At 72.2% G+C, this 15,722-nt stretch carries 13 protein-coding genes; 6 read left to right on the top strand and 7 right to left on the bottom strand.

All coding sequences use genetic code 11. The features are described from left to right. Positions 1-12 precede the first annotated feature (12 nt). From ABZS66_RS07310 to ABZS66_RS07285, 6 genes are all read right to left on the bottom strand, one after another. The gene (locus ABZS66_RS07310; RefSeq protein ID WP_354756027.1) at positions 13-636 is read right to left on the bottom strand and encodes a response regulator transcription factor; all 624 of its coding nucleotides are present in this window, start codon (positions 634-636) and stop codon (positions 13-15) included. Next, the gene (locus tag ABZS66_RS07305) at positions 633-1,766 is read right to left on the bottom strand and encodes a sensor histidine kinase (RefSeq protein WP_354756025.1); all 1,134 of its coding nucleotides are present in this window, start codon (positions 1,764-1,766) and stop codon (positions 633-635) included. The genes ABZS66_RS07310 and ABZS66_RS07305 overlap by 4 nt, the downstream gene beginning before the upstream one ends. Then, positions 1,763-2,557 (bottom strand): ABC transporter permease, encoded by a 795-nt coding sequence (locus ABZS66_RS07300; protein WP_354756024.1) that lies wholly within the window; start codon positions 2,555-2,557, stop codon positions 1,763-1,765. Before ABZS66_RS07300 ends, ABZS66_RS07305 begins: the two co-directional genes overlap by 4 nt. Further along, positions 2,554-3,381, bottom strand: a complete 828-nt coding sequence (locus ABZS66_RS07295) for an ABC transporter ATP-binding protein (protein ID WP_354756022.1) — start codon at positions 3,379-3,381, stop codon at positions 2,554-2,556. The genes ABZS66_RS07300 and ABZS66_RS07295 overlap by 4 nt, the downstream gene beginning before the upstream one ends. Positions 3,382-3,526: 145 nt before the next feature. Further along, a complete protein-coding gene (locus tag ABZS66_RS07290; protein ID WP_354756021.1) occupies positions 3,527-6,187 on the bottom strand; it encodes a discoidin domain-containing protein in 2,661 nt (886 codons plus the stop codon). Between the two features lie 333 nt (positions 6,188-6,520). Then, positions 6,521-7,717 (bottom strand): ROK family transcriptional regulator, encoded by a 1,197-nt coding sequence (locus ABZS66_RS07285; RefSeq protein WP_354756020.1) that lies wholly within the window; start codon positions 7,715-7,717, stop codon positions 6,521-6,523. Between the two features lie 162 nt (positions 7,718-7,879). On the opposite strand from ABZS66_RS07285, the gene ABZS66_RS07280 reads away from it, so the two are divergent. From ABZS66_RS07280 to ABZS66_RS07260, 5 genes are all read left to right on the top strand, one after another. Then, positions 7,880-9,166: a sugar ABC transporter substrate-binding protein gene (locus ABZS66_RS07280; RefSeq protein WP_354756018.1), complete on the top strand. Its 1,287-nt coding sequence runs from the start codon at positions 7,880-7,882 to the stop codon at positions 9,164-9,166. Between the two features lies 1 nt (position 9,167). After that, a complete protein-coding gene (locus ABZS66_RS07275; protein WP_354756016.1) occupies positions 9,168-10,175 on the top strand; it encodes a sugar ABC transporter permease in 1,008 nt (335 codons plus the stop codon). Beyond that, positions 10,168-11,007, top strand: coding sequence for a carbohydrate ABC transporter permease (locus ABZS66_RS07270; RefSeq protein WP_354756015.1), 840 nt, complete (start codon positions 10,168-10,170; stop codon positions 11,005-11,007). Before ABZS66_RS07275 ends, ABZS66_RS07270 begins: the two co-directional genes overlap by 8 nt. A gap of 21 nt (positions 11,008-11,028) precedes the next feature. Next, positions 11,029-12,387 carry a GH1 family beta-glucosidase gene (locus ABZS66_RS07265; protein WP_354756013.1) on the top strand — a complete coding sequence of 453 codons (1,359 nt, stop codon included), beginning with the start codon at positions 11,029-11,031 and terminating at the stop codon, positions 12,385-12,387. A gap of 109 nt (positions 12,388-12,496) precedes the next feature. Continuing rightward, complete coding sequence (locus tag ABZS66_RS07260; protein ID WP_354756011.1) at positions 12,497-12,940, top strand: DUF5709 domain-containing protein; 444 nt, start codon at positions 12,497-12,499, stop codon at positions 12,938-12,940. On the opposite strand, the gene ABZS66_RS07255 is transcribed toward ABZS66_RS07260, so the two are convergent. Continuing rightward, positions 12,829-14,163, bottom strand: coding sequence for an amino acid permease (locus tag ABZS66_RS07255; protein ID WP_354756009.1), 1,335 nt, complete (start codon positions 14,161-14,163; stop codon positions 12,829-12,831). The two genes, ABZS66_RS07260 and ABZS66_RS07255, sit on opposite strands and share 112 nt — an antisense overlap. A gap of 74 nt (positions 14,164-14,237) precedes the next feature. Here ABZS66_RS07255 and ABZS66_RS07250 point away from each other — a divergent pair, with 74 nt between their 5' ends. Next, positions 14,238-15,671: a PLP-dependent aminotransferase family protein gene (locus ABZS66_RS07250; RefSeq protein WP_354756007.1), complete on the top strand. Its 1,434-nt coding sequence runs from the start codon at positions 14,238-14,240 to the stop codon at positions 15,669-15,671. The last annotated feature ends 51 nt before the right edge of the window (positions 15,672-15,722 follow it).

The following is a 15,722-nucleotide window of genomic DNA, read 5'->3' as shown; positions in this document are numbered from 1 at the left end:
CCGCACCGGGGGTCAGAGCAGGCCCAGCGACATCGCGGTCGTCACGGCCGCGGTGCGGTCGCTGACGTCCAGCTTCGTGAAGGTGCGCAGCAGGTGGGTCTTCACGGTCGCCTCGCTGATGTGCAGCGCGCGACCGATGTCGGCGTTGGTCCGGCCGGTGGCGACCAGGCGGAGCACCTCGAGCTCGCGGGCGGACAGGGCCGGTGCGGGTGCCGGCGGGTTGCGGACCTGGCGGACCAGCCGGCCGGCCACCGCCGGGGCCAGGACGGTCTCGCCGCGGGCCGCCGCGCGGACCGCCGCCGTCAGCTCGGCGCGGGTGGCGTCCTTCAGCAGGTAGCCGCACGCCCCGGCCTCCACGGCGCGCAGGATGTCGGCGTCGGTGTCGTACGTCGTCAGCACCACCACCTTCGTCGACGGCAGCTCGGCCAGGATCCGGCCGGTCGCCCCGGCGCCGTCGAGGCCCGGCATCCGCAGGTCCATGAGCACGACGTCGGGGCGGTGCGCGCGGGCCGACACCACCGCCTCGTCGCCCGAGCCGGCCTCGCCGACCACCGCGAGCTCCGGGTCGGCCTGCAGCATCCCGCGCAGCCCGTCGCGCACCACCGGATGGTCGTCGACCAGCAGCACCGTGATCACGCCGGCACCTCCAGGCGGAGCGTCGTGCCGCGGCCGGGGGCGCTGTCGACGGCGAGGGAGCCGCCCACCTGCTCGGCCCGGGCGCGCATGCCCGGTAAGCCGAAGCCGGCGCCGCCCGCCGGGTCGAAGCCGCGGCCGTCGTCGGCCACCGTGAGGGTCAGGGCGCCCGGCGGGAGGTCCAGGCGCACGGTCACGGTGCGGGCGGCGGCGTGGCGGCGGACGTTGGTCAGCGCCTCCTGCAGGGCGCGCAGCACGACGACCTGCGCGGCGGTCGGCACGGTGTCGGAGCCGTCGGCCAGGTGCAGCTCGGTGCCGATGCCGGTCTCCTCGGCCAGGCGGTCGACCTGCCGGCGGACGGCGGCGGCCAGGCCGGAGGCGTGCAGGTCGGCCGGGGCGAGCGCGGCGACCAGGGTGCGCGCCTCGGCCAGGTTGTCGCGGGCGGTGCGCACCACCAGGTCGAGCCGCCGGGCGGCCGCCGCCGGGTCGGTCGACAGCTGCGACTCGGCGGCCTGGGCGAGCGCGACGATGCTGGTGAAGCCTTGGGCCAGGGTGTCGTGGATCTCGGCGGCGAGCCGGGCCCGCTCCCCCGCCACCCCGGCCTCGCGGGACAGCCGGGCCACCTCGGCGCGGCTCGCGGACAGCTCGGCGATCATCGCGGCGCGCTCCTCGTTCTGCTTCGTGAGGCGGTCGACGTAGGTGCCGATGAGCACGGCGAAGGCGAGCCCCAGCAGGGTCACCGGGAGCAGCCCGTGGACCTTGGCGGTCGTGCCGTCGCGCAGCAGGGCGATGCCGATCGGCAGCAGGTCGAGGGTGGCGACGACGGCGACCGCCGGGCGGATCGTCAGGGTCATGAAGACCATCGGGCCGTACCCGAACAGCGCGAACGAGCTGGTGTGGTCGAGCCAGACGGCGGTGAGGAACAGCACGCCGAGGACGGCGACGAACGTCCACCGCCGCGCCTCGCCGACCGGGCCGAACATCCCGGCGCGGCCGTAGGCCGCATACCAGCCGAGGGCGACGAGCAGCAGCACCGTCGCCGCCGGCGAGCCGGGGCCCGGGTCGGAGAGCAGGAACCCGACCACGGACCCGACGGCCACGACGTAGAACGCGTCCCAGTGCCGGCGCCTCACCGGCGGTCGTTCCACCGGAACGTCAGCAGGCTCAGCGCCAGCCCGGCCAGGCACCAGGCGCCGAGCACGAGCGCGGTCCTGCCGTGCTCCCACGATCCTGCCACCTCCTGCGCCGCGAGTGCGTCGGGCAGGAACACCGAGCGGAATCCCTGGCCCATCCATTTGACGGGGAAGACTGCCGAGACGTTGACCATCGCCGCCGGGAGCGACGTGATGTGGACGAAGATGCCGGACGTGAACTGCAGCACGAGGACGGGCAGGTTGAGCACGGCGGGCGCGCTGCGGGCCGACCGGGCCAGCGACGATGCCGCGATGCCCAGGAGGGTACAGGCGACCACCGACAGAACGAGGAGCCAGCCGAGCGTGAGCCAGCCCGACGCGGAGGGCAGCCGCAGGCCGAACAGCGCCACGCCCACGGCCACCAGCAGCACGGTCTCGCAGACCGCGGCGAAGAGCACGAGCAGGATCTTGCCGGTGAAGTACGACCAGGCGGTCGCGGGCGTCCCGCGGAGGCGCTTGAGCGTGCCGTCGGAGCGGTCGACCGCGATGCCGATGCCGACGCTGATGAACGCGGTGGAGAGGATGCCGTACGCGATCATCCCGGCCGCGAACACCTGACTGTGCGTCGTGTCCGAGCCCGGCGCCACCGGCTCGTCGAAGATGGCGCCGAGCAGCACGGTGAGGATCGCCGGGAAGGCGAACGTGAAGATCAGCGCGTCGCGCTGGCGGACCAGCTGCAGGATCTCGACGCGGCCCCGGGAGAGGCCGAGGGCCAGTCCGAGCGTGCTCATGCGCCGGCTCCGATCAGCGAGAGGTAGACGTCTTCGAGGCTGGGTCGGGTGACGCTGAGCTCGGCCGCGCCGGGCGGGAGCTGCGCGACGACGGCGCCCGGGTCGTCGGTGCGCACCTCGTGGAACCCGCCGGCGTCGCGCCAGCTGACCGTGGCCTGCGCCTGGGCGCGGCCGCCGAGCGTGGCCGGGGTGCCCTCGGCGACGATCCGCCCGGCGGCGATGACGGCGAGCCGGCTCGCGAGCGCCTCGGCCTCGTCGAGGTAGTGGGTGGTGAGCAGGATCGTGGTCCCGTCCGCGGCGAGCGAGCGGATGAGCGTCCAGAACTGCCGGCGCGCCTCCGGGTCGAAGCCCGTCGTCGGCTCGTCGAGGAACACCAGTTCGGGCCGGCCGATGATGCCGAGGGCGACGTCGACCCGCCGGCGCTGGCCGCCGGAGAGCGTGCGGAGCCGGGCGTCCGCCTTGTCGCCGAGGCCGACGGCGGCGATGACCTCGTCGGGGTCGCGGGGCGCCGGGTAGTAGCCGGCGAAGTGCCGGACGGTCTCGCGGACCGACAGCTCGGCGGCGTCGGTCGCGGTCTGCAGGACGATGCCGATGCGGGCCCGCCAGCGCCGGCCGGCCGTGGCGGGGTCCTCGCCGAGGACCCGCACCGCGCCGCCGTCGCGGTGCCGGTGGCCCTCCAGGATCTCGACGGTCGTCGTCTTCCCGGCGCCGTTGGGCCCCAGGAGGGCGAAGACCTCGCCGGCGTCGACCGTGAGGTCGATGCCGGCGACGGCCGGCCTCCCCCGGTACGACTTGATGAGATCGGCAATCTCGATGTGCCTCATGGCATCGATCCTCGTGCGCGAACGGACCACGCATGAGGATCGACCGAATGAACCGGTTGTCCACCGGACGACGGACAGCCGTCGAGCCGGAAGACCCGGGCGGGAGGGTCTTCCGGCTCGAACGGGTGTTACCGGGAGGGTGGACCTACGGGCCGCTGGTGACGTACACGATCTGGTTCGCCGTGTTCGCCGGGCCGGCGGTGTTGTTGATGACGTGGTTGATCGTGCCGACGCCGCCGAGCGAGACGCTGACCATGTTGTGGAACTGGATTCCGGCCTTCACCGGTACCTCGAACGACCGCTCCCCGACGACCGCGGGGTTGACGTTGAAGTAGCAGTAGCTGCCCAGGCCCCAGGCCTCGTGTGTGGTCACCGAGTCGGCCACCTTGTACGCGGCGTACCCGCGGGTCGCCCCGTTCATCCAGCCGGCCTGGTTCGGCGGGTCGTACGGCATCTCGTTCTGGAAGAAGTACGTGCGCCCGCCGTTGCCGTTCCAGATCACCTGGTACTTCTGGTAGTGCTCGACGAACAGGCCCTCCATCGTCACGTTGTTGCCGTTGACGACCATGCCGGTGTCGGCCGGGTTCACCGTCCAGCCGACGGTGCCGGCGTTGCCGTGGTCGGCGCGCCAGATCCACATGTGGTCGCCGATCACGTTGTTGCTGTTGACCTGGAGGCTGACCGTGGCCTTGCCGGCGATGTAGCCGCCGACGCGGAAGAACACGTCGTGCAGCGAGGTCGGGTTGGCCGCGTGGCCGGCCGCGGAGCCGGCCGGGCCGACCTCGACGAGGGTGGGCGAGTTGGTGGTACCGGCGTCGACCAGGATGCCGGCGAGCTTGACGCCGTCGACGTCCGCGACCCGGATCGCGGTGATGCCGTTGTCCGGGATGAGCGTGGCGAGGCCGAGCCCGAGCACGACCGTGTTGGGGTTGTTGACCTGCAGGGTCTGGTTCAGGTGGTACACGCCGGGCGTGATCAGCAGGTGCCGGCCGGCCGCCAGCGCCGCGTTGATCTGGGCCGCGGTGACCCCGGGCCGCACGACGTAGAACTGGTCGAGGGAGATCGACTGGCCCTGCGGGGTCTTGTTGTACCAGGTCGTGCCGGACGAGTTGGTCTGCAGCGCCGGGACGAAGACGCGGTAGGTGCCGGTGCCGTCGATGTACAGGAACGGCTTCTCACGGGACACCGGCGTGGTGCCGATGACGGTGTGCGACGGGTTCGGGAAGTGGTTCGGCGGCGCGCCGGTGACGCCCTGGAACACCATGTTCCACACCGATCCGGCCCAGCTGCCGAACTCGCTGTTCCTGCTGTACCACTGCTGCTGCGAGCCCGACACGACCTGGCCGTCGACCTTGGTGTCGGCCATCAGGCCGCCGCTGGCCCAGCCGTCGCCACCGTTCCACAGCTGGATCTGGTTGTTGGCGCCCTTGAGGTGCATGCGGCGGTACGGCACCGCCTGGGCCACGGCCCAGCGCTCGACCTGGATGCCGCTGCCTGTGCCGGGCAGGGTCACCGAGAGGTTCTCGGCGCCGCGCCAGAAGTTCTGCGTCGCGTTGCCGCCGAACCAGGTCGCCTCGACCCGCACGTGGCCGTTGAGGTTCACGTCGTCGGGCGACAGGCCCAGGCCCTGCACGGTCGTGTAGAAGCCGAGGTTGACGTCCTGCGTGTAGGTGCCCGGCTTGTACAGCACCGCGTAGCGGTTGGTGCCGAACTGGTTCGTCTCCTGCTGGGTGAAGATCTGGTTGACCTTCGTCTGCGCGGCCGCGGCCTGCGACGGGTCGTAGACGAAGACGTTCGGGCCGAAGTTGGGGTTCTTCGGGTCGGTCGGCTCGACCGGGTCGCTGCTCGTGGGCGGGCTGCTGCTCGGCGGCGTGTTGTCGCGCACGTACACCTCGAACTCCCACAGCGAGACACCCCACTGGGTCGCCCGGGCGGTGGTGTACACCCGCACATAGCGTCCCGTGCCGGTGACATCGACCGTCTGGGTACCGCCGGTGCCGGTCGTCGTCGAGAACACGTTGGTGAAGGCGGCGTTGTCGTTCGACGTCTGGATCTGGAACGCGCTCGCGTACGCGGCCTCCCACCGCAGGACCACCCGGCAGATCGCATACGACGAGCCGAGGTCCACCGTGATCCACTGCGGGTCGCCCGCGGCGCTGGACCAGCGGGTCCCGGTGTTGCCGTCGACGGCCGCCGACGCCGGCGTGCCGGCGTTCTCGGTGGAGGAGACGGTCACCGGGCGGCCGATCGCGCGGTTGACCGGCCCGCAGGTGCCCGACGGCGGGTTGGTCGGCCCGACCTCGCCGTAGACCTGGAACTCCCACAGCGAGTACCCGTACGCGGTGAGGTTGCGCTGCGTGCCGTACACCCGCACGTAGCGGCCGGAGCCGCTCACGTTGAGCGTCTGCACGCCGCCCGCGCCGGTCGTCGTCGTGTAGACGTCGGTCCAGGTGGTGCCGTTGCCGGAGACCTGGACCTGGAAGGCCTTGGCCGACGCCGCCTCCCAGTTGAGGACGACCTGGGTGAGGTTGGCCGTCTGCCCCAGGTCGACCTGGATCCACTGGGGGTCGCTGAAGGCGCTGGACCACCGGGTGCCGGTGTTGCCGTCGGTCGCGGCGGTGGCGGGGGTGCCGGCATTCTCGGTGGAGGAGGCAGTGGTGGGCCTACCTTGGGACAGCAGGGTCGGGGCGGCGCTGGCGTTGGGCAGCGCCACGACGGCCACGCCGACCGAGAGCATCAGGGTGGCGGCGCCGCCGAGGAGCCAGCGCCGGAGCGTGGGATAGCGCGACAAACGCGGAAATTTCATGATCCTGCCTGTCAGTCGGGGGACCTGGCGGGGATTCCCGAACCGGGTGGGGTTGGCGGTACCCGGTCGTGCTGCGCAGCAAGTACGAGAGAGCGCTCTCTCAAGTAGACGAGTGTTACGCCGCCGTGACCCACCCGTCAAGACATCAATCAATTACGACGTAATTTATCCCGGATGCCGGACTTCTGGGAGATCGCTCTCCCAAGGCCAGCACGACACAAGGCCGGCGACCATGCACCGGGACGGCGTCGGCCCGAGCGCCGGGTGACCATGATCAAGGGAGCGATATGGCTGTCCGGGCAGCCGGATGTTTCCCTTGATCATGGCGCCCGGTCAGCGCTCGGAGCGGGTGCCGCCCTCCTGGAGCAGGCGCGCCACCGGCAGCGTCGCCGCGCCCAGCGCCACCGCGTCCACCCCCAGCTGGCCCAGTTCGATCCGGGCCTGCTCGTACGGCTGCCGCAGCGCGTGCCGCGACGCCGACGCGCGGATCTGCGGGAGCAGCGAGCCCAGCGCCATCGCCGTCCAGCCGCCCAGCACGACCCGCTCCGGGTTGAACAGGTTGATCAGGTTGGCCACGCCCGCGCCCAGGTAGCCGGCCGTCTCGTCCAGGACGGCGCGGGCGGTGCCGCCGCCCGTCGCGGCCGCCGCCACCAGCGCGGTGATCTGCGACTCCTCGTCGTCGCCCGGGACCGGGTGCCCGCGCAGCGCCGCGCGGTAGCGGTCCAGGATGCCCTCCGCGCCGACGTACGCCTCCAGGCAGCCGCGCGAGCCGCACCGGCACGGCCGGCCGCCGTACACCAGCGTCGTGTGGCCCCACTCCCCCGCGCTGCTCGACGCGCCGCGGTAGGTCGCGCCGTTCGTCACCACGGCCGCTCCGACGCCCGAGCCGACCAGGGCGAACACCGCGTGCCGGCTGCCCCGGCCGGCGCCGAACCACATCTCGGCCTGGCCGAGGGTCTTCGCACCGTTGTCGATGTACAGCGGCAGGTCGGTCACCTCGCGCAGGAGCGCGCCGAGCGGGACGCCGTCCCAGCCGAGGGTCTGCGCGTACACCTGCAGCGGCTCGCCCTGCTGGACGATGCCCGAGACGCCGATCCCGACGCCGAGGACGTCGGGGTAGGGCGCGGTGACGGTCCGCAGACCGGCCTCGATGTGCCGCACCACCGTCGCGGGCGACGCGTCGGCCGGGTCGATCGGGTGGTCGACCGAGGCGAGCTGGCTCATCGCGAGGTCGAACAGCTCGACCCGCACCCGGGTCTCGCCGACGTCGACGCCGGCGACCACCCCGAAGCGGGGCGCGACCCGCAGCATCATGCTCGGGCGGCCGCCGTCGGACTCCAGGGCGCCGGCCTCCACCACGAGCCCGTCGTCGATGAGGTCGGCGACCACGTTGCTCACCGCGGGCTGGCTCAGGCCGGTGCTGCGCGAGAGGTCCTGCCGGGTCAGGGGGCCGTCGAGGAACAGCCGGGTGAGCAGTGCGGACCGGTTGCGCTGCCGGACGCTGCGGTTGGTCGCCCGCTCCACTTCCACGCCGTGTACCCCGTCTTCGATGCCTGCGCGCCACTGTAGAGCCCGCCCTTGACGCGCTCAGCGACGTCCCACTTTAATGGCGACATTAATTAAGTCTCGATAGAAAAGCGGCCACACCCCACCGCCGCACGGATACGCACCAGAAGCAGAAGGCAGACGAGCGTGCCCACCCGCCGACAGTTCGCCGCGCTCGCCGGAGCCGCCCTCCTCGCGGGCTGCGGCTACATGCGAACCGAGTCCGACGGACGGACGATCACCTACTGGGCCAGCAACCAGGGCAGCAGCCTGGAGTTCGACAAGCAGACGCTGCAGCCCGAGCTGGCGAAGTTCGAGCAGCGCACCGGCATCCGCGTCCGGCTCGAGGTGGTGCCCTGGTCCGACCTGCTCAACCGGCTGCTCGCCGCGGCCACCTCGGGCAAGGGCCCCGACGTGGTCAACATCGGCAACACCTGGTCGGCCTCGCTGCAGGCGACCAACGCGCTCGTCTCGTTCGACGACGCCGCGATGACGAAGGTCGGCGGGCGGGACCGGTTCGTGCCGGCCGCGCTCGCGGCCACCGGTGCGCCCGGCAAGCCGCCGACCGCGCTGCCGCTGTACTCGCTGTCGTACGCGCTCTACTACAACAAGCAGATGTTCGCCGACGCCGGCGTCGCGCGCCCGCCGGCGACCTGGGAGGACCTGGTCGTCGTCGGCAAGCGGCTGACCAGGGACAAGCAGTGGGGGCTGGCGATCGAGGGCGCCAACCCGTCGGAGAACGCGCATCACGCCTTCACCTTCAGCCAGCAGTACGGCGGGGAATGGTTCGACGACAGCGGGAAGCCCACGTTCGACACCTCCGCCAACGTCAAGGCGATCAAGCGGTACATCGACCTGATGGCGGTCGACAAGATCGTCAATCCCAGCAACGCCGAGTACGCCAAGAACGAGTCGCAGTCCGACTTCGCCAACCGCAAGGCCGCGATGCTGCTCTGGCAGGCCGCCGGGTCGGCGTTCCGCGCGCAGGGCATGAGCCCCGAGGAGTACGGCGTCGCGCCGGTGCCGTTCCTCGCCCAGCCGCCGGCCGGCAGCCGGAAGGTCAACAGCATGGTCGCCGGCATCAACATCGCGGTGTTCCGGCGCAGCCAGAACCTCGACGGCGCCATGCAGTTCGTGAAGTTCATGACCAGCGACGAGGAGCAGGTGATCCTGAACGGCACGTACGGGTCGCTGCCGTCGGTGAAGGCGGCCGCGGCCGACCCGGCGTTCCAGGCGCCCGAGCAGAAGGTGCTCTCCGAGGTGCTCAACGCGACGGCCGCGCCGCTGCCGCAGGTGCCGGCCGAGAGCCAGTTCGAGACCCTCGTCGGCAGCACGATGAAGGAGCTGTTCGCGGCCGCGGCGAACGACAAGCCGGTCACCGAGGACAGCGTCAGGTCCCGGCTGCGGGCCGCCGAGCAACGGATGCGGGGCTGACATGACGACCTACACGAGCAGTCGCAGTCGCCGCCCGCCGGCGCACGCCAGCTGGGACGTGCGGCCGCACGCCGCCCCGAGGAAGCGGCGCCGCCGCAGGTTGCGCAGGCAGCTGCCCTACATCCTGCTGGCTCCCGCGGTACTGCTGGAGATCGCCATCCACGTCGTGCCGATGCTGGTCGGCGTGTGGATGAGCCTGCTCGAGCTGACGCAGTTCCACATCCAGGACTGGTCGACGGCGCCGTTCGTCGGCCTCGCGAACTACACGGCGACGCTCAACCTCTCCACCGAGGCCGGCCGCGCGCTGTTCCACTCGTTCTGGCTGACCGTGCTGTACACCACCCTCTCGGTCGGGATCTCCTGGCTCTTCGGGATGTCGGCGGCGGTGTTCCTGCAGCGGCCGTTCCGCGGCCGGGCGCTGCTGCGCACGCTGTTCCTCACCCCGTACGCGCTGCCCGTCTACGCCGCGGTCATCACCTGGGGCTTCCTGTTCCAGCGCGACACCGGCCTGGTCAACCACGTCCTCGTCGACCAGCTCGGGCTGGCCGGCGGCGCCGGTGGCGACCGGCCGTTCTGGCTGATCGGGGAGAACAGCTTCCTCGCCCTGCTCACGGTGTCGGTCTGGCGGACCTGGCCGTTCGCGTTCCTGTGCATCATGGCCGGCCTGCAGAACGTGCCGACCGACATGTACGAGGCGGCGGCGATCGACGGCGCCGGATTCTGGTGGCGGCTGCGGTCGGTGACCCTGCCGTCGCTGCGCCCGATCAACCAGGTGCTGCTCCTGGTGCTGTTCCTGTGGACGTTCAACGACTTCAACACGCCGTACGTGCTGTTCGGCCGGTCGGCGCCGCCCGAGGCCGACCTGATATCGATCCACATCTACGACAGCTCGTTCAGTACGTGGGACTTCGGCACCGGCTCGGCGATGTCCGTGGCGCTGCTGCTGTTCCTGCTGCTGGTGACCGCCGTCTACCTGATCGTCACGAACCGCCGGAGGCATCATGCGTGAGGGCCGGGTGGAGCGGCTGTTCCGATGGGTCGTGCTGTCGTTCCTGGCGCTGTTCGTGCTGGTGCCGCTGTACGTCATGGTCAGCTCGGCGCTGAAGCCGCTCCAGGACGTGCAGGACGACTTCACCTGGATCCCGACGGCGCCGACGTTCCAGGCGTTCGTGGACATGTGGAGCACGGTGCCGCTCGGCAAGTACCTGCTCAACAGCATCGCCGTGGCCGGGATCGCCGCCGTCTTCTCGGTGGCGATCGCCGTGTTCGCCGCGTTCGCGGTCAGCCGCTACAGCTTCCGCGGCCGGGGGCTGTTCTCGGTCGCGGTGCTGTCGACGCAGATGTTCCCCGGCATCCTGTTCCTGCTGCCACTGTTCCTCATCTATGTCAACCTCAGCACGACCGTGGGGCTCGAGCTGTACCAGACGCGCCTCGGACTGATCATCACGTACCTCACGTTCTCGCTGCCGTTCTCGATCTGGATGCTCGTGGGGTACTTCGACTCGATCCCGCGCGGCCTCGACGAGGCGGCCCAGGTCGACGGCGCCGGGCCGATGCGTACCCTGTTCAAGGTCATCCTGCCGACCGCGGTCCCCGGCATCGTCGCCGTGACCGTCTACGCGTTCATGACGGCCTGGGGCGAGGTGTTGTTCGCGTCGATCATGACCGACGAGCACAGCCGCACCCTCGCGGTCGGTCTGCAGAACTACTCCACGCAGTTTCAGGTGTACTGGAACCAGGTGATGGCCGCGTCACTGGTGGTGAGCGTGCCGGTGGTCGCCGGCTTCCTCGCCCTCCAGCGGTACTTTGTGGCCGGCCTGACCGCCGGCGCCGTCAAGTAGAAGCAAGAGGAGAACCGTCCCGTGCTGGATCTGTCCGCCCTTCCGCCCAGCTTCATCTGGGGCGCCGCCACCGCGGCCTACCAGATCGAGGGCGCCGCCGCCGAGGACGGCCGGAAGCCGTCCATCTGGGACACGTTCTCCCGCATCCCGGGCGCCGTCGACAACGGCGACACGGGCGACGTCGCCTGCGACCACTACCACCGCTGGCCGGAGGACGTCGCGCTCATGCGGCGGCTGAACCTCGACGCGTACCGGTTCTCGGTGGCCTGGCCGCGCATCTTCCCCGACGGCGTGGGACAGGTGAACCAGGCCGGGCTCGACTTCTACGACCGCCTCGTCGACGCGGTGCTCGCCGAGGGGATCCGTCCGTTCGTCACGCTGTACCACTGGGACCTCCCGCAGGCGTTGCAGGACGCCGGCGGCTGGCCGAGCCGCGCCACCGCCGAGGCGTTCGCCGACTACGCCTCGGTGGTGGCCGGCCGGCTCGGTGACCGGGTCGCCGACTGGAACACCGTGAACGAGCCGCTGTGCGTGTCCTGGATCGGCCACCTGGAGGGCCGGATGGCCCCGGGTGAGCGCGACCTCACCCGCGCCGTGCACACCTCCCACCACGTCCTGCTCGGCCACGGCCTGGCCAACCAGGCGATCCGCGCCTCGGCGGCGCTGCCGGCGAACGTCGGCATCGTGCTGAACCTGAGCCCGATCGAGCCGGGCACCGACCGGCCCGAGGACGCGGCGGCCGCGGTGCGGGCCGACGGGCACGTCAACCGCTGGTGGCTCGACCCGGTGTTCGGCCGTGGCTACCCGGCCGACATGGTCGAGTGCTACGGCGTGGAGCCGCCGGTCCGCCCGGGTGACCTGGAGCTCATCGGCGCCCCGACCGAGTTCCTCGGCATCAACTACTACTTCCGCCAGCTCGTCGTCGACGAGCCGGCCGGTACCGCGCCGTTCGCCCGGCAGATCCCGGTGCCCGGCTCGGTCGAGACGGCGATGCCGTGGGAGGTCTACGCGAAGGGCCTGGAGGACATCCTGGTCTCGGTGGCCAAGACGTACGGGCCGCGCAGCATCCTCGTCACCGAGAACGGCTCGGCCTGGGCCGACACGGTCGAGCCGACCGGCGAGATCCAGGACAAGGAGCGCACCGACTACCTGGAGCAGCACCTGGAGGCGGTCCGCAACGCGGTGCTGCGGGGCGCGCCGGTCGACGGCTACTTCGCCTGGTCACTGCTGGACAACTTCGAGTGGGCGTACGGCTACGACAAGCGTTTCGGCCTGGTCCGGGTCGACTACGAGACCCAGGAGCGCACGATCAAGGCGAGCGGGCACCGGTACGCCGACCTCATTTCCACACACAAGCGCTCCCGCGATTCGGCAGCCTAGCCAATTTGGCCGGGGCCTATCGGCTCAAGACCCGGGTCTAGGCTCAACTCGGGCGCCGACGGGGTAGGTACCCGGTCAGCGCCTACGACTGGACACCGAGGAGAAGCGCATGACGCAGGAGACCGACAGCTGGGACCCGGATCCCGACGACGAGGGTCAGCTGTCCGCCCAGGACACCCTGTCCGACCGGGGCCTCGACGACGCGCTCGACGAGGGGTACTCGCCGCCGGAGAAGCCGCGTGGGCTCAACGCGTTCGGCGTCACCCAGGCGGAGGCCGAGCAGGGTGAGTCGCTCGACCAGCGGCTGTCGCAGGAGGAGCCCGACCCGGTGTCCCGGCTCGACCTGGACGACTTCGGCAACACGACGGAGTCCGGCGAGTTCTTCGACACCGACGAGGTCGGTGACCGGCGGGCCGGTCGCCTCGTGGCGCCCGACGAGGGCTACGGCGAGGACGACGAGAAGGACGAGATCGGCTCGGACGTTGGCATCGACGGCGGCGCGGCGTCGGCCGAGGAGGCCGCCATGCACATCGTCGACGACCGCACCCTCTGAGCCCGGCGCCGCGCGGCGGCCCGCTGGTAGAGCAGCGCGGCCGCCGCGACGACGGCGCTCCACAGCACGTACCAGCCGATGAGGGCGAGCAGCCCGAGCGCCGAGAGCAGGGCGACGACGGCGACCCGGCGGGCCCACGACCCGGCCGGCAGGAGCTTCACGGCCGCGGCCGTGCCCAGCACGTACACCACGACGAACGAGCCCGTCGTGAGCAGCATCAGCGGGCGGGGACCGAGCCCGGTCCCGGCCGCCAGGGCGAGCACGGCCCCGGCGAGCAGCGCGATCGCCGACAGGCTGCGCCGCGGCACCTCGCCGGCGCCGGCGCCCTGGGCGAACCAGCCGGGCAGCGCACCGTCGCGGGCGAGGGCGGCGCCGAGCTTGGCCACGCCCGCGAAGTACGCGTTCATCGCCCCGGCCGTCAGCAGCAGCGCCACGACCGCGGTCACCACCCGGCTGCCGTCCCCGAAGCGCAGCGCCAGCAGGTCGGCGAGCGGCGCCTCCGAGGGTGACGTGAGCACGAGCTGGCTGGTGGCGGCGACCGCGAGATACAGCGCGCCGACCACCCCGACGGCGATCCAGGCGGCGCGCGGCACGTCCCGGGCCGGGTCGCGGTAGTCGGCGGCCAGCGAGGTGACCGCCTCCCAGCCGACGAAGCCCCAGACCAGCACCGCGATCGCCGGCCCGGTCGCGGCCCAGCCGTGGGGGGCGAACGGGGTGAGGTTGGCCCAGCGGGCGGCGGGCAGGGCGGCCACGACGGCCGCAAGCAGCAGCGCGACGAGCACCGCGGCCAGGACGAGCTGCACCCGGCCGGAGACCCGCACGCCCCCGAAGTTCGCCGCCGCGACCAGCACGACGAGCGCACCGGCGGTGAGCAGCGTCGTGCGGTACCCCCCGCCGACCACGGCCGACACGTACGCGCCGCCGAACGCGGCCGCGGGCAGCGCGCCGACCGGCACGGCGAAGACGAACGTCCAGCCGACGACGGCGGCCAGGCGCGGGCCGAACGCCTTCGCCACGTACGTCGCCACCCCGCCGGCGTCCGGATAGCGGGCACCGAGCGCGGCGAAGGTCAGGGCGAGCGGCGTGGACAGCACGACGAGCGCGAGCCAGGCGACCAGCGACGCCGGCCCGGCCACCTGCGCGCCGAGCGCCGGGAGCGCGATCACCCCGGTCCCCAGCACGGCCCCGATGTTCAGCGCGGCACCCTGTTTGACGGTCAGCACACCGATCACGCTAGGTTGGGACTTGGCCGTCCAGAAGCGCCAATCATGGCCACATCGATTGGGCCAAGCCAGCCATGGACCTGCACATCAGCCTCGAAGGCCGCGGCGACCGCACCGACCGCATCTACCGGCAGCTGCGCGACGCGATCCTCGACGGGCGGCTGCGCGCCGGGGAGCGGGTGCCGCCGAGCCGCGAGCTGGCCCGCCGCCTGTCGGTGGCCCGCAACACGGTGGCCGCCGCCTACGACCGCCTCGTCGGCGACGGGTTCCTGGAGGGCCGGGCCGGGGCCGGCACGTTCGTCGCGTTCCGCCCCGCCCGCCCGTCGCCCCGCCGGGCCCCCGGCGGCGCGCTGCGGCCGGCGCCGCGCTGGACGCACCTGCTCGACGAGCCGGTGGACGAGCCGGTCGACGAGCTCGGGCCGACCGCACCGGCCCGCTTCGACCTGCGCGCCGGGCACCCCGACCCGGCCCTGTTCCCGCTCGCGACCTGGCGCCGGCTGCTGGGCCGCGCGGTCGCCGCCCAGGCCGAATACGGCGACCCGGCGGGCGTCCCCGAGCTGCGCGCGGCCCTCGCCCGGCACGCCGGGCTGTCCCGCTCGGTGCGGGCCGCGCCCGGCGACGTGCTCGTCACACACGGCGCCCAGCAGGCCCTCGACCTGATCGCCCGGGTCCTCGTCGAGCCGGGCACGGTGGTCGCGGTCGAGGAGCCCGGCTACCCGCCGGCCCGCCAGCTCTTCGCCAGCCACGGCGCCCGGGTCGTGGGTGTGCCGGTCGACGCCGAGGGGATCGTGGTCGACGCGCTGCCCCGCACCGCGCGACTCGTCTACGTCACGCCGTCCCACCAGTACCCGCTGGGCACCGCGATGTCGCTGCATCGCCGCTCGGCGCTGCTGGCCTGGGCCGAGGAGACCGGGGCGGCGGTCGTCGAGGACGACTACGACAGCGAGTTCCGCTTCTCCGAGCGGCCCCTCGAACCGCTGCAGAGCCTGGACCGGGCCGGCCGGGTGATCTACGTCGGCTCGTTCTCGAAGACCCTGCTGCCGGCACTGCGGCTGGGCTTCCTCGTCGCGCCGGCCACCCTGCGCCCCGCGCTGTGGGCCGCGAAACGGATCACTGACTGGCACGGCGACCCGGCGGCCCAGCTGGCCCTGGCGGCGTTCGTCGAGGAGGGCCGGCTGGCCCGGCACCTGCGGGCGGTGACCCGCGTGTACGCGGCCCGTCACGAGCTGCTGACCGCCGCCGCCCGGGGTCCCCTGGCCGAGTGGTTCTCGCTCGTGCCGTCGTCGGCCGGGCTGCACCTGACCTTCCGGGCGGCGCCCGGCCTGCCGCTGGACGCGGTGCTGGCCCGGCTGCGGGCGGCCGAGGTGGCGGTCGAGCCGCTGCCCGCCTTCTACGCCGAGCCACCGGCGCGGCCCGACCCCGGCCTGGTCGTCGGCTACGGCTCCATCCCGACCGGCCTCCTGCCGGAGGCAATCCTCCGCATCGCCGCCGCCTGCCGGGACGCCTGACACGGATCCAGGTCTCACAGCGGTTTCACATCCGCGGCCTTATTGTTGGGT

The sequence above is a fragment of the Dactylosporangium sp. NPDC005572 genome (assembly GCF_040605515.1).
Classification (GTDB): Bacteria; Actinomycetota; Actinomycetes; order Mycobacteriales; family Micromonosporaceae; genus Dactylosporangium.
Note: the sequence above shows the minus strand (reverse complement) of the source record. Positions and strands in the feature narration are given on the sequence as shown.